The sequence below is a fragment of the Amycolatopsis orientalis DSM 40040 = KCTC 9412 genome, from assembly GCF_000478275.1.
In the GTDB taxonomy this organism is placed as follows: Bacteria; Actinomycetota; Actinomycetes; order Mycobacteriales; family Pseudonocardiaceae; genus Amycolatopsis; species Amycolatopsis orientalis.
The window spans coordinates 197,715-214,864 of the sequence record NZ_ASJB01000057.1 but is presented as its reverse complement, the minus strand read 5'-3'; the positions used below and the strand labels follow the sequence as shown (position 1 = coordinate 214,864).

The window sequence follows — 17,150 nt, the reverse complement described above, 5'->3', positions numbered from 1 at the left end:
GGCGAAAGTTCACCCGCGGCGCGCGAGGTCCATCCGCCGGGTGGCCGGTCCACCCCCGCCGACCGGCCGGACATTCCGGCCCACCGTCCGGTTGTGGGTCCGGTTCCCCGCTCTGTCCATGGTGGACCGAACCGGCGCCGCTTACCGTGGAAACGAAGCCACGGTTCGGACAAAGCGAGCGGGAGTAGTCACCGGAATGAACACAGTGCTGGATTGGGACCTGGTGCACGGGGCCGTACCGGCCACCGTCACCATGGCCGGCCTGGCCGCCGGTGCCGTACTGCTGTTCCGGCGGGATCGCCGGTGGTGGACCCGGACGGTGCCGATCGTCGCGGCCGCGTGCGCCGTGGTGACCTTCCTTGCCTGGCTGATCGTCGACGTCCTGTGGAAGCCCTTTCCCGATCCTGTTCCGCAGAGCGTGGTCGCGTGGATCGGCGTCGCGCTGGGCGGGGCCGGACTGGCGATCGCGTGGCAACCGCGGCGCCGGTGGACGCTGCGCGGTGTCAGCGCCCTCGCCGGTGTCGTGGTGGTGCTGGCAGCCGGAGCGAACATCAACGCGCACTTCGGGCACTACCCCAGCCTGCGGGCGGCCTTCGAACTGCCGCCCGCCAACGAGGTCCCGTTCACGAGCGTCGGCCTGGCGACCGGGACACCCCTTCCGCGGTCGCCGGAGCGGGCGCTGCTCGAGGGCTGGCAGCCGCCGGCCACGATGCCGAAGAACGGTGTGGTGACCCAGGTGTCCATTCCCGCGGCGACGTCGCACTTTCCCGTGACCCGGAAGGCGTATCTCTACCTTCCGCCCGCCTACCGGACCTCGCCTCGCCCCTTGCTGCCCGTGCTGGTGCTGCTCCACGGGCAGCCCGGCGGACCGCGTGACTGGATCAACGGCGGCCAGATCGCGACGATGATGGACCGCTTCGCCGCGGCGCACCGGGGAGTCGCGCCGGTCGTCGTGATGCCGGACGCCACCGGTGACGCCTTCGGGAATCCGCTCTGCCTGGATTCACGCCTCGGCCGCGCCGAGACCTATCTGGCCGGGGATGTTCCCGGCTGGATCAAAGCGACACTGCAGATCGATCCGGACAACAGGAAGTGGGCCGTGGCGGGTTACTCCTACGGCGGGACATGCGCGCTTCAGCTCGCCCTGCGCCGGCCGGGCACGTTCCCCACGTTCGTGGACATCGCGGGTCAGGACGAACCGACCCTCGGCTCACGGGCGAAAACCGTCGGTGAGGCGTTCGGCGGGGACGAGAACGCGTTCCGCCGGTTCACCCCGATCGACCTGCTCGCCACCCGCGGGTACCCCGGATCCGCGGGTGTCCTCAGCGTCGGCAGGTCCGACTCGGTCTTCCTGCCGCAGCAGAAGCGTGTCTTCGAGGCCGCGCGGCGCAACGGGATCGCCGTGACCTGGCGTGAGACACCGGGCTCGCACAACTGGCAAGCATGGTCCGCGGGGCTGAGCGATTCGCTCGCCTGGCTGGCGGGCCGGATGGGACTGGTCAAGCAGTGAAGACGTGGCTCGGCAAACTCGCCCGGATCCCGCTGGGCGTCCCCTTCACCACGACGTTGGTGCTGCTGCTCTGGCTGATCGGGCCGCTCACCGGGAGCCTGTCGTCCGGACCGCCCGGTGACCTGCTGGACAAGATCGGTTTCGGCTTCGACCCCTGGCTGCGTGGGCAGTGGTGGACACCGCTCACCTCGATGTTCTGGTCCGGCGGGCTCGCCCAGTACCTCGGGAACACCCTCCTCGTCGCGGCCTTGTGCGGCTTCGCCGAACGGCGGATGTCGACCCTGCGAACCCTGTCGATCTTCCTGATCACCCAGGTGCTGGGCACGACGGCGACCGCGGTGATCGTCATCGGGTCGGGCGCCGACGAATGGTGGTCCACCGATCTGCTGTCCGCGGTCGAGGTCGGCCCGTCCGCCGGTGCCATCGGCGTCGCCGTCGCCGCGACCTCCGCGCTGACCGCCGTCTGGCGGCGACGTCTGCGCCTGCTCCTCCTGCTGGCCGTGGTCATGCTCGCCCTGTATGTCGGCTCCTTGACCCAGCTGTCACAGGTTTTCGCGGCACTGCTCGGGCTCGCGCTCGGCACCTTGGTCGTACGTGAACGCCCGGAAGCGCCGTCAGCGCCTTCCCGAGGTGAGACCCGGCTCCTGGTCGCCTTGGCCGTGGCGGCGTCGGCGGTCGGCCCGCTGGTCGCCGCGGTGTCGCAGACCGCGAGCGGTCCCCTTTCGGTGTTCCAGTATCTCTTGGTCGGATCGCAACCGGATCGCGCCTTCGTGGATTCCACTTGTGCCGATCCCGGCGCGCTGGTGGAGTGCCGCAGGCTGCGCGCCGAGGTCCGCATGAGCGGTCTCGGCTCCGTCTTCATGTCGGTCGTCCCGGTCGTCTTGCTGCTGGTGCTGGCCGAAGGGCTGCGCCGGGGCCGGAAGTTCGCCTGGTGGGCGACGATGGCCTTGAACGTCGCACTCGCCGGGCTCGGCGCCGTGCTGATGACGTCCTATGTGGACGAACCGCTGCCCCGGTCCACAGCGGACTGGGTGCAGACGCTCGCCCCGCTCCTGCAGCCGATCGCCATCCTCGTACTGCTGGTGCTGACCAAGGCGAAGTTCGACGTGTCGGCGCCGCGAGGCACCTACCGCGCCTTCGCCGGCCTCGCCGCCAAGACGCTGCTGATCTGCGCCGCCGTCTACGTCTGGGGCGCTTATCTGCTTCGCGGCCAGTTCGAACCCACGGCGACGATCGGCGGGATCCTCACCGATCTCCCGACCCGGTTCGCCCCGCCCGGCTACCTCGGTGCCATCGAAACGGCCGTGCTGCCCAACGGCGGACCGGCGACGATGCTGCACCAGTGGATCGGCGTGCTCTTCTGGCTCGTCGTACTCGCCGGCGGGCTGATCACGTTCCGGAAGGCCATCGTCGAACGACGCGCGGCCGACCGCGACCGCGCCCGTGCGCTGCTCGAGGCCCATGGCGGCACTTCGATGTCCCATATGATCACCTGGCCGGGCAACGATTACTGGTTCACGCCGGACGGCGGGGCCGTGATCGCCTACCGCGTCATCTCCTCGGTCGCACTCACCACCGGCGAGCCGGTCGGCGCTCCCGCCTCGAGAAGCGCCGCGGCACAGGAGTTCTCCCGGTTCTGTACCCGGAACGGCTGGACTCCCTGCTTCTACAGCATCACCGACGACCTCCGGCAGCACCTTCCGTCGTGGAACTCGGTACAGGTCGCGGAGGAGACCGTCGTCCCGCTGGAAGGCCTGGAGTTCAGGGGAAAGAAGTGGCAGGACATCCGGACCGCGATGAACAAGGCGAAGAAGTCCGGCGTCACCGCCGAGTGGGTGTCCTATGTGGACACCCCGCCGTGGATGTCCGGCCAGATCAAGGCGCTGTCCAGGGATTGGCTGGCGGACAAGGGCCTGCCGGAGATGCGGTTCACCCTCGGCGGCCTCGACGAACTCGCCGATCCCGACGTCCGCTGCCTCGTCGCGGTCGACGACGAGCAGCGGGTCCACGGCGTGACGAGCTGGCTCCCGGTTCGCGACGAAGGGCGGATCGTGGCCTGGACACTGGACTTCATGCGCCGCGGCCCGGACGCGTTCCCCGGCGTGATGGAGTTCCTGATCGCGTCCATGGTCGTCCGCTGCCGCGATGAAGGCGCCGAGTACCTGAGCCTGTCCGGCGCGCCGCTCGCGCGGCTCGACCAGGACGAGCAGACCGCTCCCCTGCAACGGCTGCTCGACGTCGTCGGCAAGACATTGGAACCGGTCTACGGATTCCGGTCACTTCTGGCGTTCAAGGCCAAGTTCCAGCCCACCTATCTCCCGCTGTACATGGCCTACCCGCGGGTGGCGGCATTGCCGAGCATCGGCAATGCCATCGCCAAGGCGTACCTGCCGAGGATCACCTTCGGGCAGGCGTTCCAGTTGATCAGCAAGGTGATCACCCGCCGCTGAGGCGCGTGGGTCGTGAGTGGTAAGTGCCGTTAGAACGGCACTTACCACTCACGACCCGGCTGCCGCAAGTTGCCGAAGGGGCCCTTCACCGCATCGCATCCGGCGAAGGGCGCTTTCCCCACATGCGATGCGGGGAAAGCGCCCTTCGCCCGCGCCCGAACCTCCCCGCCCGCGTCCAGGTGGTCGTGAGTGGTAAGTGTCGTTAGAACGACACTTACCACTCACGACCGGGGCCACGCTGGTGCGTCAGCCGGGATGGGAAACGTACCGGTCTCCCCAGTAACCGGCGAAGGACACCGGCTTGCCCGCCATGTCCCAGCCGAGGAGGTTGTCCTCCCCTGTGCTCACCAGCAGGTCCCGGATGACCCGCGTCATCGGCCCGGGATGGACCTCATGCCAGGCGTCCCTGTTGTTGTAGGCGACCTGCCACTCGTCCGGGTTCGCCGCTCCGGTGATCCACCAGAAAGTTCCCCCCGCACCGTTGTCACCCCAGGGATAGAGGCCGCCGGGTTCCGGGAACAACCGGTACGGGACATCCCGCAGGTAGCCGAGGTCCTCGTCGCCGAAGATCTCCAGCAGCTGGGAGTTCTGGTCCTTGACGATCACGCACTCCTCCGCGCTCTGGCACGGATTCGACACGGTGATCACGTCGCGGAAACCCCCGGAGGGAAACCGGGTGAGCAGCTCCTTGTAGTCGCCGGGAAGCGGTGTCCCCAGTTCGCGTTCGACGGTGGCCCAGTCCAGCTCCGGCCGGAAGTGCCCGGGCCGCCAGCCGACGAGTTCGCAGATCTCGTCGACGTACGACCGTTTCGGTGCTTGTGTCATGTGTTCTCCAGGTCGCCGTCGGGCCGCCGGGCCGTCCGGAACGCGGGACAAGTCTCCTTCGCGAGGTTACCGGTGGGGACAAATTCGTACGCGCATGCGTATCATCTGCAGATGTAGCCCTTTGGCTGCGGTGAGACGAGGAGTGGGCATGATCAGGAGCAAGTGGATCGCCGGTCCGGCGGCGGGTGTCACGGCAGACGTGCTCGTCAGCGTCACCGAGTTGACGCTGGACGACTTCCGGCGCACCCCAGGCGCTTACCGGGCGGGCTATGCGCTCAGCCGCGAGTGGCCGCGGCTGTCCGGCGCGGTCGGCCAGTGGCTGTGGGCCGAACCGTTGCGACGGCGGCTGGGATCGGTCTCGGTCTGGTGTGACCGCACCGGCCTGCGCGGGTTCGTCGGGCTGCCCGCCCACGTCGAGATCATGCGGAAGTACCGCGATCTCGGCACCACCCGCGCGACCACCTGGCACACCGCCGAGGTCGACCCGACGGCGATCTGGCGGACGGCGGCTCGTTGGCTGGCCGAGCGTTCCGTGTCCTCTTGAGACGCCGGTTTCCCGGTCAGAGCGGCTCCATATAGGACCGATCGGACCAGTCGTCGTCCTCGTCGTCGTCACGAGGTTTCCGGTCCGGCGGGGCCGGAGCCTGCCGCAAGGCGGCCAGCTCCTCGAGATCGGCGACGGCGTCGTCCACGTCCAAAGTGGCCAGTTCATCGACCTGCCGTTCCAAGGACGACCACGCGTCCGCGGCGAGCCGTTGCCGCTCCTCGGCAGGCAGTGCGTCGATGATCTGCCACCAGCCCCGCGCCTCCTGGACGAACTCGTCCAGGACCGGGCGGTGGGCCAGAAGTTCGTGTGGCCGCCTTCGTCCGGCCAGCACCTCCGCGGCGAAGTCCCCGGCGGCGCCACCGGTCGCCGCCAGGAGCCGCATGGCCGTCTGCCGCGCCCGCTCCCCCTGCTCGGAGTCGAACGGATCGGGCAACGCGTGTCCGCCCGTCACAGCAGCACCCGCTTGTTCTTGGCGGGACACTCGGCGTCCCGATGCTCGTAGCCCTCCGGCCACTGCGGCGGATCACCCATGGCTTTGAGGGCTTCGATCAGTTCGTCGATCGCCTGCTCCCCCGCGAACATGTGGGCCAGTCCGAGCGCGGCGCTGATCAGGGTCTGGATGGCTCCGACGACTTCATCGAAGGACAGCACCAGATGGATGATGTCCTTCAGCTCGCCGTCCTTGAACACATCGATGAGCTTGCCGACACGGCCGAGCTCGGACAGCACTTCGCTGATCACCTCCGCCACCCGGACCCCTTTCTCCAGCCCGAGTTTCTTGCCCTTCGTCAAGATCAGCAGCGCGATGTCGATCGCCGAGCTGTAACCGTGCCTGATCTCCTGCATCAGATGGTAGGCGAGCTTCGAAAGCACCTGGATCGCCACGCTCGCGCCACGGAAGTACTGCGCGAGTTGGACCACACTGGCGCGGTAACCGGTCAGCCAGTTCTTCGCCCGGTCGGCACCCTCCCCGGTCCACGGCTCCTGGATCCCGAACCGGCCCTGGTCGATGTTGGCCGCGATGTTCTCGAAGCCCGCGGCGGCGTCGGAGTAGACCAGCGCTTGCCGCTGCAGCACACTCCAGTCGCCGACGAGCAGGTCGGCGATCATCGAGATGAAGTCCTTGTCGGACCCGGTGAGCATCTTGATCAGCTCGGCGACGTCGCCCAAGGACCCGCCGAGATCGAGCAGTTCCTCGGCGGCCTTCTCGGCCTTCACCGGCCACCAGGCCGGATTGGTGAGCTGCGCCGGGTCAGGACCGCCGTAACCCACCGGGACGGCGTCACGGAACGACGCGGCCCCGGCCGGGTCACGGACCTCGTCCGCCGGGACACGCGCGGCGTCCGGCTCCGGGTTGATCCGGTCCAGCAGTTCCGCCGCCCGCGCGTCCACCACGGTGTACCAGTGCGCCACGCAGCGCAGTTCGTGGCCGGCGCCCGCGGCGAGGTCGGCCGCGAACCGCGACTGGTTCAGCGCCGTGCGCTGCCACTCGTCCAGTGTCGGCCAGGCGACGGCCAGGAAACCGTCACCGCTTTCGGCGCCGCCCCCTTCGGCGAACACGCGGTCGAACCACAGGCGATAGGTGTCCGCACCGCCACTTGCCCGCAGGACCAGGTCACCCAGCCCCCGTACCGCGGCCGGCTCGACCGAGAAACCTTGCCCCACTCGTCCCCCTCGTGCTCCGAAGTACCTCTTCGACGTCGCTTGAGTTTGACAGGTTGCGGCAAAATGTCACATCACTGGAATGGAGTAGCGCCGGTCAGGCGTGGGCCCGGCGTAAGCGTTCCGCCGCTTGGTCCCACAGCGCTTTGCCGGAAACCGCGATGTAGCCGTGGAGTGCTTCCCACCGGACGTCGTGGGCCACCGGCCACAGGCTCGCCGCCCACGCGACCTGATGCTCGTCCTCGGTGAACAGGCGGCCCCGCACGTCCTGGTAGGCCGCCAGGAACGCCTCGGTGCTTTCGATCGGCGGCAGCAGCGCGGGTCCCAGCTTGGGGAACACCGCGCTCGCGGCTCCCACCAGTGCGGCTTCCGGCTGCCAAGCCAGACTGTCCCAGTCGTGCACCGTCCACACGTGCCGGTCATGCCATCGGAGGTTCTGCGCCTCGAAGTCGGCGTGCCCCAGGACGCGGGGCAGCTCGGCGGCCAGCATGCGCCGACGGGCCTTTTCGGCTGTCTCCACGACATATGCGGGAACCGCGCTCTGATCCTTCTCGTCGAGTGACTCGATCGACGGCCAAAGCCCGGGATCCTCGTGATCCCAGCGCACCCAGCGCGGATTCGGCCGCGGCGGCGCGACGGCGAAGTCCGCCAGTCCGGCCATCAGCCGACCGAAGACCTCGCCGTAGCGGACCGCCACCTCCGGCGAGTCACCGCTCAGGATCTCACCCCCTGGCCGGAATTCCTCGGCGTGCACGGCCAGCGGACCGACTGCGACCACCGGCGTGAGCGGGCGTGCACACGGGAAGCCGTGCCCGGCGAGCCAGGTCTGCGCCGCGACACACGCCTCGATCCGGTCCTCGACCGGACGGGCTTTGACCACGACGTCCGTGCCGTCGGCCAACCGGAGCCCGAACACCGCCGACATCGATCGGTGCTGGAACAGCACCTCCGCGGGACGGCTCCCGAAATGGTCCTGGCACCACGCCGGTAGCCAGTGCGGTAGAGCGTCCATGGGCCCTTTCCCCTCATCTCACGCGGTGAAGGGCGCCTTCCCCGCATCGCATGCGGGGAAAGTCCCCTTCAGCCCGGCCCTGGATGACACTGAGTGCCAGAGTCAGCGTGGGGGCCGATCGCCGCCGTCGCGCAGTGCGGCACTCAGCTCGGCGATGACCGTGCTCAGCGGCGTCGCCGTCGTCATCACCGCGACCACGGTCTTTTCCTGGCCCCCCACGGCGGCGTCGCGTTGCCGGAACGCGTCGAAGACGAGCGCGAACGCCTCGGTGGCGCAGGCGGCGATGTCGCCCTTCCCGCCGCTGCGCAGCCAGCGCCGGAGCACATGGTTGTTGGCGGCCGCGATCGCCGCGGCGATGACGGCCGCGCGGAGACTCGCCGCCTCCTCACCCTGCTCCTCGAACCGCGCCTGCAGGTACCGCGCGAGCACCCGCTGGTAACGGTCGACGGTCGCGACCTCCTTGTCCCGCAACGAAGGAACCGTGCGGGTGAGATCGAACCGCTTGAGCGAAACCTCGAGGTCGGCCGCATAGGAGTCGAGGACCAGGCTGACCGCGGCGCAGGCCACCTCCACCGGATCGCGCCTCGGATCCGCCGAGGCGAACACCTCTTCCATCTCCGCCACGATCTCGTCGTGGTTGGCGAAGAGCACGTCGTCCTTGGCGTCGAAGTACCGGAAGAAGGTGCGGCGGCCGATCCCCGCGGCGGCCGCGATCTCGTCCACCGTGGTGGCCTCGTAACCGTTCGCGGCGAACAGGTCCACCGCGGCGGAGGCGAGGGTGCGACGCAGCCGTCGCCTGCCCGCCGGGGTCGCCCCGGCCCTGGACGCCGGCGCGCGACGTGGCGAATCGGTCATAGCCGGACGGTAGCAGCCCTACTTGCTAGTGGCACTCAGTGCCGTTAAGCTGGGACGGCATCCCGGCCGTATGCACCCTCCGACAAGCGGAAGGCGTCGAACAATGTCGCTCGACCAGCAACTGCAGCCGATCGAGTCCCTCCTGCCCCGGGGACCGGTCCGCGATCAGGCCGACGCCTACTACGGCCGTCTCTTCGGCTGGCCGCTGAAATGGCGCGGCTCCCAGCCGTTCCTGGTGCTGGAGAACGGGATCTGCGCCGTGACCATGCCCACGCTCGACTCCGGGCCGGTCCTCGCCCGGCTCGCCTCCACCGGCTGCCAGGGCCCGGCCATCCTCCTGTCGACGCCGCGGGGCCCGCGGGTGGCGGTGCTCGCCGAGACGGACGGCCTCATCCCTTCCCGTGCCGAGCTGCCGAGGAACTTCGACCTGCTCGCGTGGGGTTCGCTGCTCCCCCTGCCGGTCGGCTCCCGGCGTACCGGCGACGACACGGACTGGCTCTCGGCGCCCGACCCCCAGCGGCGGTGGCTCCCCAGCCTGAGCGCCGTCGTCTCCGGAATCCGGCCGCGGTAACCCCACACTCGGAGACACCGCGGACGGTGTCCCTTGTGGACACCGGAAATCTTGGCGAAACCCTGTAATTCCCCTACCCCTGGTGCACGCGGTGGGGTTGATCAAGGTCCCGGACGGGACGCCGGACTACTCCGCGGGCCGGGTCGAGACCGGCGCGAGCAGCCGGCGTCCGGTCACCTTCTCGGTCCCGATCCGCACGAACCGGTCGCGACGGCCGTCGACCCACGGCTGCAGGAAGGTCCCCGCCAGCTCCACCAGCTCACCGATGTCGGTGACCAGGCTCGCGTGCCCCACCACGGTCACGCTCCACCCGGCCCGCAGGTCGGGGTCCAGTTCATCGGCCTGGAACGCGACCACCGCTCCCGTGGTCGCGGCGGTCAGCTTCGCCCCTCCGGCGACCCGGATCACCACCTGTCCCCGGTGGATCCGGAAGTTCACCGGCTGCACCGCGGGGAGCAGGTCCTCGGTGAACACCAGGCGGCCGACCCGCACGGTCCGCAGCAACTCCAGACATTCCCCGCGGTCCAAGGACTCGAGACGGTGCCGATCGGCCATGACCACTCCCCGAAAAAACGTACGACCCTTCGCCGACCAGGGTGCGCCCTGGCCCCTCGATGACCTCGGGGTCGAAGGTCCCGAGGATCACGGCCGAGCGACCCCATTCTCCCGTCCGGCCGCCGGCCTTCGGTCTCCGTAGATGCTCGCACCGCTCGTGGGGGCGAAGTGGGCTTGAAAGAAGCGGAGGTGGGGCGGTTCATGGACGAACGTGAGGCCGTGGGTGATGTCGGCGCGCCGGCGGTGGACGCCGATGACGGTGTCGGCGACGTGGTCGAGGTGGCTTTGGGTGTACACGCGCCGGGGAATGGCGAGGCGGAGGAATTCCAAGGCCGGATAACGGTTCTCGCCGGTGGCCGGATCGCGGCCGGCCGACACCGTGCCGCGTTCGACCCCGCGGATCCCGCCGTCGAGGTAGACCGCGGCGGCGAGGGTCTGGCCGGGCAGCGCGGTGCGAGGGAGATGCGCGAGGACGGCGGTGGCGTCGATACAGACGCAATGACCACCGACGGGGTGCACGATCGGCACCCCCGCGGCGTCGAGCCGGTGGCCGAGGTACTCGACCTGGGCGATCCGCGCGCGGATGTGCCGTTCGTCGACGGATTCCGCGATGCCTTGCGCGATGGCCTCCATGTCACGGCCCGCCATGCCGCCGTAGGTGTGGAGGCCTTCGTAGAGCAGGACCAGCCCGCGTGCCTGTTCGGCGAGACCCGGGTCCCGCAGGGCGATCCAGCCACCGATGTTGGCGAGGCAGTCCTTCTTCGCGGACATGACGGCGCCGTCGGTGGGAGCGCAGAGGGCGAGCAGGATGTCCGCGATCGAGCGGTCCGCCCAGCCGGGCTCACGCTGTTGGACGAACCAGGCGTTTTCGACGGCGCGGGCGGTGTCGAGGAAGACGGGGATCCCGTTCGCGTGGGCGAGGGCGCAGGTCTCGGCGAGATTGGCGACGCTGATGGGCTGGCCGCCCGCCATGTTCACCGTCGCGGCGAGCGAGACGTAAGGGATGGCGTCGGCGCCGTGTTCGGCGATGACGGCCCGCAGCTTGTCGAGGTCGACGTTGCCTTTGAACGGATGTCCGCCGCCCGCCTCGTGCGCTTCGTCGATGATGACGTCGTGGAAGGTGGCGCCGTTGAGTTCCTGGTGGGCGCGGGTGCTGGGGAAGTACATGTTGCCGGGGATATGGGCGCCCGGCCGGATGAGACAGCGGGAGAGGATGTTCTCGCCGCCGCGGCCTTGATGGACGGGGATGACGTGCTCGTACCCGTAGTGCGCACGGACGGCCTGTTCGAAGACGTAGAAACTCTGGGCACCGGCGTAGGCCTCGTCGCCGCGCATGAGGGCCGACCACTGCCTGTCGGACATGGCGTTGGTGCCGGAGTCGGTGAACAGGTCGATGTAGACGTCTTCGGAGCGGAGCAGGCAAGGATTCCAGCCGGCGGCCCGGAGCGCCCGTTCGCGCTGGTCACGGGTGACGGCGCGGATCGGTTCGACCATCTTGATCCGCCACGGTTCCGCTGGGTGGTCAGGCATCTCGGGTCACCTTGTTTCGTTCGAGCCGGTCGAGGATCGGGCCGGTCATGGCGGTCGTGACGAGGGCCATGGCGACCATCGCGGTGTAGAAGGCGCTGTCGATGACACCGAGGCCGAGCCCGATGCCGAGGAAGACGAGTTCGGTGACGCCGCGGGTGTTCATCAGGGTCGCGAACACCGCGGCCCGGCGGGGCGGATCCCCGGCGAGACGGGCACCGAGATACGCGCCGCCGCCCTTGCCGGCGACCGCGACCGCGACGACGGCGAGGATTTCGGCGACCAGGACGGTGTCGAGGTCACCGAGGTCGACCTTCCGTCCTATGAGGACGAAGTACAACGGGACCAGCAGGGCACCGAGCGGCGCGATCAGCGCGACGGGATCATGGCGCGGCCCGGGCCTCCCGACGGAGACGCCGACGAGGAACGCGCCGATCGCGGCGTGCAGGCCGATCGAGTCGGTCACCGCGGCCCCCGCGCAGGCGAGGACCACCATGAGCACGGTCGCGGTCGGCCCGGACAGCCGCGCCGTCGCCGGTCCGAACCACGGCCGGGCCAGGAGGACCAGACCCAGCACGAACGGGAGCGCCGCCACGAGCGGCCAGGCCCGCGTTCCACTGTGGACCGACGCGGCGACGAAGGCGAGCGCCGTCCACGCGACGGCGTCGGTGATCGCCGCGGCGGTGAGCGCGCACTGGCCGCGCGGATCGTCCAGCATCCGTCGTTCGGCCAGAATCCGCGCCAGCACGGGGAAAGCCGTCACCGCCATCGCCACCGCGGTGAACAGGACGAACGGCGTGACCCCGAGGGGAGCATGACGGCCGGCGAGCCAGAGCGCCACCGGCACGCCGAGTACGACCGGGACGACGGTCGCGCCGAGTGCGGGGACGAACGCCGTCCTGATCCGCACCGCGGTCATGGACGGCGCGAGGCGGGCGCCGACGCCGAACAGGAACAGGACCAGGCCCAGCTGGGCGAGGGCGTCCAGCGTCGTGTCGACCCCGACGGGCAGGCCCGGCCCGGATCGCAGGGCGACACCGGCGACGAGCCCGCAGGTGATCTCCCCGAGGACGGCGGGCTGCCCGATCCTGGTGAAGACCCAGCCGAAGCCCCTGGCCAGGCTCAGCAGTACGGCGAGGGCGGCGAGCAGCAGGGCGAGCTCAGGCATCGGGCACCCGCCAGCGCCTGCCGTCCGCGGTGGGGACGAGCCCGCCGGGGAACATCGGCGGCTCGTCGCCCGCGGCGTCCCCGAGCAGACCGCGTAACTGCAGCTGCACCCCTTCGGCGAGCACGTCACCGAACATCTTGCGGGAGAAGTCCTTTGAGGACACTCCGCCGACGAGGTCGGCGAAGGCTTCGTCCGCGGCTCCGTGATGGCTGGTGAGTCGTCGCGCGTGCCGGAAGTAATCGTCTTCGTCGGTGTCCAGCTCGTAGAAGGTGATGAGGAAATCCCGGAACAGCCCGAATTCCCGGCGATAGCGGGCTTCGAACTCGGCGAAGCAGCGATTCTCGTCCACGAGGCCGGACAGCGCGCCGTTGATCGACCGGGCGGCCAGCAGCGCGCTGTAGGTGGCCAGGTGCACCCCCGAGGAGAACACCGGGTCGATGAAACACGCGGCGTCACCGACGAGCACCATACCCGGACACCACAGGACGGTCCGGTCGTAGGAGTAGTCCTTCCGCACGCGGAGCCGGTCGTACGGCGGTTCGGTCGCGCGGCGAGCGTCCCGGAGGAACTCGCCGATCAGCGGGCAAGCGCCGATGAGCGCGGTGTAGGCGGTGTCCGGGTCGCCCTGCACCTTGTCCGCCGACTCGTGTTTGACGACGGCTCCGACGCTGGTCAAGGTGTCCGACAGCGGGATGTACCAGAACCAGCCGTCGGGGAACGAGACGCACAGGATGTTGCCCGAGCCGGGCTCGGGCATCCGCCTGCCGCCTTCGAAATACCCGAACAGCGCCAGGTTCCGGAAATGCGGCGAATACTCACGGGCGCCGCCGACGTCGTGATGGAGTCTGCTGCCGTGCCCGGAGGCGTCGACGACGAACCTGGCCGTCGCCCGCCGTTCGTGTCCGGTGTCGTCGGTGTAGCGGACGCCGCCGATCCGGTCCCCGGCCCTGAACGTACCGAGCGCCCGGTGTCCTTGCCGGACTTCGGCGCCGAGACGGCGGGCGGCGTCGAGCAGCAGCGTGTCGAACCGGGTGCGCTCGACCTGGTACGCGTACGAGGTGGGCCCCGCCATCCGTTCGGAAGCGGCGAAGGAGAAGGTCCACGGTTCCGCGCCGGTGCCCCACTTGAAGGTACCGCCGCGTTTGCGGACGAAGCCCGCCCGTTCGATCTCGTCACGTACCCCGAGCAGCGCGCAGATCCCGTGGATCGTGGCGGGCAGCAGGGATTCCCCGATCTGGTAGCGCGGGAATCTCTCCTTGTCCAGCAGCAGCACCCGGTGGCCTTCCGCGGCGGTGAGCCCGGCGACCGTGGAGCCACCAGGGCCACCGCCCACGACGATCACGTCGTAATCGTCCATGACGACGTCGCTCCTTCCGTGCGGGTGGGGACGAGTTCGGCGAGCCGGGCGACCGTGCGGCGCAGGAGGACGTCCCGCAGCGAACACGGCACTCCCCACGCCCGCAGCCGTGCGGCGAGCGCCGCGGCGGAGAGGCTGTGGCCGCCGAGGGCGAAGAAGTCGCTGTCGGCTTCGACCGCCGGGATCTCCAGCTGGGCACGGAACGCGGCGGCGACGAGTTCCTGCGTGGGGGTCAGCACGCCCGCCCGCGGGACCACGTCGAGCGGCGCGAGGGCGGCCCGGTCGATCTTCCCGTTCGGCCCGAGCGGCATCGTGTCGAGCGGGATCACGGCGGAGGGCACCAGATACGCGGGCAGTGTTTCCCGCAGCCGTTCCCGCACCCGGGCGACGGTGCCCGTCTCGAGCACGACGTAGGCGACCAGCCGCGGCTCGGCGCCTTCGGCCCGGACGACGGCCTGCCGGACACCGGGCATCGCGAGCAGCGCGTGCTCCGCCTCCCCCGGTTCCACCCGATGGCCCCGGATCTTGACCTGATCGTCCAGCCTGCCCAGCCATTCCAGCCTGCCGTCCGCCGCGAGACGGCACCGGTCGCCCGTCCGGTACCGGCGTTCTCCCGCGCCGACGAACCGGTCGGCGGTCAGTTCCGGAAGGCCGAGATAGCCCAGGGCCAGGCAGGATCCGCTGATCAGCAGCTCGCCGGGTTCACCGCGCGGCACCGGCCGCAGGTCTTCATCGACGACATGGGCGGTGGTGTTGCCGATGGGACGCCCGATCGACGGCGCCTCGCGCTCGTCGAGCCGGCAGGCCGTGGTGAACACCGTGCCCTCGGTCGGCCCGTAGAGGTTCACGGCGGTGACGCCCCCGGCTCCCCGCAGGCGTGTCCAGAGATCCTGGCCGATGGCCTCCCCGCCCATCAGCAGCAGCCGGGGTCGGCTCCGGCCGTCGAGCAGGCCGGAGTCCAGCAGTGCCGACATCTGCGCGGGCACCGCTTCCACGACCGGCAACCGGTGTTCGCGTACGAAGTCCACATAGGACTCCGGATCGGCGCGGACGAGGTCGGGGACCAGATGCAGTTCATGCCCGCCCGCCAGCCACGACAGCGGATTCCACGAGGCGTCGAAGGACAGCGGTAAACCGTGCGCGACCCGTTGCGGGCCACCGCCCGCCGGGAAGAACCCGGCGGCGAGTTCGCCGTACAGGTTGACCAGGCTCCGGTGACCCACCACGACCCCTTTTGGCAGGCCTGTCGAACCGGAGGTGTAGATGATGTACGCCGGACCCGGGACGCACCGGGGCGGGCGGCGACCGTCCTGACCGGCGAGTTCCGCCTTCCAGTCCTCATCGGACAGCACCACGTCCGCCCGCGGGGCCAGGCTCGCGACGTCGGTCAGCACGACGGCGGGCCGGGCGTCACCGAGGATCGCGTCCACGCGGGCGGCGGGCAGGGCGGGATCGATCGGCAGATGGACCGCCCCCGCCTTCGCCGTCGCGAGCACTCCCAGCACAGCGCGTACGGACCTCGTCATCGCGCACGCCACCACTGTTCCCGGCGCCGCACCCGCGGCGCGCAGGACGTGGGCGAGCCGGTTGCCCCAGAGGTCGAGCTCACCGAAGGTCCAGGCGACCTCGTCGGCGACCAGGCCTCTGCGGGCAGGAGTCCGCCGCGCCTGTCGCTCGAACAGATCGCACCAGGTCCCTCGCGGAAGCCTGCGTGTCACTCCGTGCAGCACCGACGGCTCGTTCATCGCACGCCCCCGGCGGGCAGGCGGAGCAGCGCCCAGAACCCGGCTTCCCGGCCCGGTGTCAGGACGTCGAGGTGGCCACCGGGCACGACACGGCGTTCGAACCGCCCGGTCGTCCAGACCCGCCATGCCCCGACGGCGTCATCGCCGCCCGCGAACGCCGGATCGTCCTCGCCCCGGATCGCGACGATCGGACAGGACAGCATCGGCTTCGCGGGGCCGGGATAGGCGCTGGTCAGCCGGAGATCGGTGTCGAGAAGGCCCAGGGCGTAGTCCCGGAACTCGGTCGCCCCGGGGCGGCCGGCCATGGCGACCAGGCCGACCCGGTCGAACAGCCGCCCGACTTCGGCGGCGTCCGCCCTCGCGTATCTCCCCCGCACTCGCCGCTGCGGCGCGCACACACCGACGACGATCAGCGCCGCCGGGGCCGTCCGCGCCCGGCTGTGGAAGCGGTGGGCCACTTCGAGCGCGACGAACGCACCCATGCTGAATCCGACCAGCGCTATCCGGGAAACGCCCTCATCCCCGAAGTGGTCGAAGGCTTCCTGCGCGATCGCCCCGGCCAGCTCCTCGATCGATGCGGCGGGCGGCTCGGCGAGCCGCTCACCGCGTCCGGGATACTCGACGCCCCACACCCCGAAACCGGACGATGCCTGGGCGAGCCCGCGCAGGCCGAGAACCGTTCCCCCGGCGGGCGGAAAGCACAGATACCCATGCCCGAAGCCGCTCTTTGTGTCCAATGTGGACAGACGTGTGATGGCAGTGTTCATTGCCGCGCTCTCCCGAACTGGTCCGTCGACGGGATGAAGCCGTCACGGAAGACGAAGCCGGAGGACACGGCACGATTCCCGTCGACGGGACACCGCGGACGCCTCGCGCCCGGGTGTCCACGATGGACGAAGAGATATCGGCCGCCGTGTCCTCAAGCGGCTTTTCACGATGTCGCGCCATCCCGGTGAAGACCCGGGGTCCGCGCGGATGACGCGCCTTGACGAAGACCTGCCTCGCCTTGCCCGCACCTTTGGGTGATTCCGCGACCGCGTCGATCGCGGGAAAGGTGAGGGACTCCTTCCTGATCTCTTCCGTTGTGTACTAACCGTCAGAGGTGTTAGTGCGAAAGATACGACGCCATTAGCCCGTCCGGGGTAACAGTTTGATGGCGGGATCAAACGTGCTGCAAGAGGCCACCAGGGCGTCGTCCTGCTCCCTCACGCGGGCTACCTCACGTAGGGTGACCACCCGCTGAAGACGCGCGTGAAGGCCCCTTCCCTGCCCACCTCGCGTGTCGGCCCGTGTCCCCAATGTGGCATTGGGGACGCTGAACGTCTCCAATGCCACATTGGAGACAGCTGTCCAGCGTGACGTTCAC

General features: G+C 69.7%; 15 protein-coding genes. 4 read left to right on the top strand and 11 right to left on the bottom strand.

Features of this window, described 5'->3' with window-relative positions; all coding sequences use genetic code 11:
* Positions 1-196: 196 nt before the first annotated feature.
* Both L324_RS19520 and L324_RS19515 read left to right on the top strand, forming a co-directional pair.
* A complete protein-coding gene (locus L324_RS19520) occupies positions 197-1,510 on the top strand; it encodes an alpha/beta hydrolase (protein WP_037310135.1) in 1,314 nt (437 codons plus the stop codon).
* Positions 1,507-3,960: a rhomboid family intramembrane serine protease gene (locus tag L324_RS19515; RefSeq protein ID WP_051173978.1), complete on the top strand. Its 2,454-nt coding sequence runs from the start codon at positions 1,507-1,509 to the stop codon at positions 3,958-3,960. Before L324_RS19520 ends, L324_RS19515 begins: the two co-directional genes overlap by 4 nt.
* A 246-nt stretch (positions 3,961-4,206) precedes the next feature.
* Here the strand turns inward: L324_RS19515 and L324_RS19510 are convergent, their stop codons facing one another.
* Entirely contained in the window at positions 4,207-4,785 is a 579-nt protein-coding gene (locus tag L324_RS19510; RefSeq protein WP_037310129.1) for an SMI1/KNR4 family protein, read from the bottom strand.
* Positions 4,786-4,933: 148 nt separating this feature from the next.
* Between L324_RS19510 and L324_RS19505 the strand changes: the two genes are divergently transcribed.
* The gene (locus L324_RS19505) at positions 4,934-5,329 is read left to right on the top strand and encodes a hypothetical protein (RefSeq protein WP_037310127.1); all 396 of its coding nucleotides are present in this window, start codon (positions 4,934-4,936) and stop codon (positions 5,327-5,329) included.
* 16 nt (positions 5,330-5,345) lie between these two features.
* Here L324_RS19505 and L324_RS19500 read toward each other — a convergent pair whose 3' ends face one another.
* The 4 genes from L324_RS19500 to L324_RS19485 all read right to left on the bottom strand — a co-directional run bounded on the left by L324_RS19500 (position 5,346) and on the right by L324_RS19485 (position 8,861).
* Entirely contained in the window at positions 5,346-5,783 is a 438-nt protein-coding gene (locus L324_RS19500; protein ID WP_235783579.1) for a hypothetical protein, read from the bottom strand.
* Positions 5,780-6,997, bottom strand: coding sequence for a hypothetical protein (locus L324_RS19495; RefSeq protein ID WP_037310124.1), 1,218 nt, complete (start codon positions 6,995-6,997; stop codon positions 5,780-5,782). The genes L324_RS19500 and L324_RS19495 overlap by 4 nt, the downstream gene beginning before the upstream one ends.
* A gap of 94 nt (positions 6,998-7,091) precedes the next feature.
* A complete protein-coding gene (locus tag L324_RS19490; protein WP_037310121.1) occupies positions 7,092-8,006 on the bottom strand; it encodes a phosphotransferase in 915 nt (304 codons plus the stop codon).
* Between the two features lie 102 nt (positions 8,007-8,108).
* Complete coding sequence (locus L324_RS19485) at positions 8,109-8,861, bottom strand: TetR family transcriptional regulator (protein WP_037310118.1); 753 nt, start codon at positions 8,859-8,861, stop codon at positions 8,109-8,111.
* A 103-nt stretch (positions 8,862-8,964) separates the two neighbouring features.
* Here L324_RS19485 and L324_RS19480 point away from each other — a divergent pair, with 103 nt between their 5' ends.
* Complete coding sequence (locus L324_RS19480) at positions 8,965-9,432, top strand: hypothetical protein (protein ID WP_037310117.1); 468 nt, start codon at positions 8,965-8,967, stop codon at positions 9,430-9,432.
* 126 nt (positions 9,433-9,558) lie between these two features.
* On the opposite strand, the gene L324_RS19475 is transcribed toward L324_RS19480, so the two are convergent.
* From L324_RS19475 to L324_RS19450, 6 genes are all read right to left on the bottom strand, one after another.
* Entirely contained in the window at positions 9,559-9,987 is a 429-nt protein-coding gene (locus L324_RS19475; protein WP_037310114.1) for a pyridoxamine 5'-phosphate oxidase family protein, read from the bottom strand.
* An 87-nt stretch (positions 9,988-10,074) separates the two neighbouring features.
* Positions 10,075-11,517, bottom strand: coding sequence for a tryptophanase (locus L324_RS19470; RefSeq protein WP_051173977.1), 1,443 nt, complete (start codon positions 11,515-11,517; stop codon positions 10,075-10,077).
* On the bottom strand, positions 11,510-12,682 hold the full coding sequence (locus L324_RS19465; RefSeq protein WP_037310111.1) for a cation:proton antiporter: 1,173 nt from the start codon (positions 12,680-12,682) through the stop codon (positions 11,510-11,512). The genes L324_RS19470 and L324_RS19465 overlap by 8 nt, the downstream gene beginning before the upstream one ends.
* A complete protein-coding gene (locus tag L324_RS19460) occupies positions 12,675-14,039 on the bottom strand; it encodes a tryptophan 7-halogenase (RefSeq protein ID WP_037310108.1) in 1,365 nt (454 codons plus the stop codon). Before L324_RS19460 ends, L324_RS19465 begins: the two co-directional genes overlap by 8 nt.
* Positions 14,021-15,784: an amino acid adenylation domain-containing protein gene (locus L324_RS19455; RefSeq protein ID WP_037310104.1), complete on the bottom strand. Its 1,764-nt coding sequence runs from the start codon at positions 15,782-15,784 to the stop codon at positions 14,021-14,023. Before L324_RS19455 ends, L324_RS19460 begins: the two co-directional genes overlap by 19 nt.
* Positions 15,781-16,551 carry a thioesterase II family protein gene (locus L324_RS19450; protein ID WP_037310101.1) on the bottom strand — a complete coding sequence of 257 codons (771 nt, stop codon included), beginning with the start codon at positions 16,549-16,551 and terminating at the stop codon, positions 15,781-15,783. Before L324_RS19450 ends, L324_RS19455 begins: the two co-directional genes overlap by 4 nt.
* Positions 16,552-17,150 lie beyond the last annotated feature (599 nt).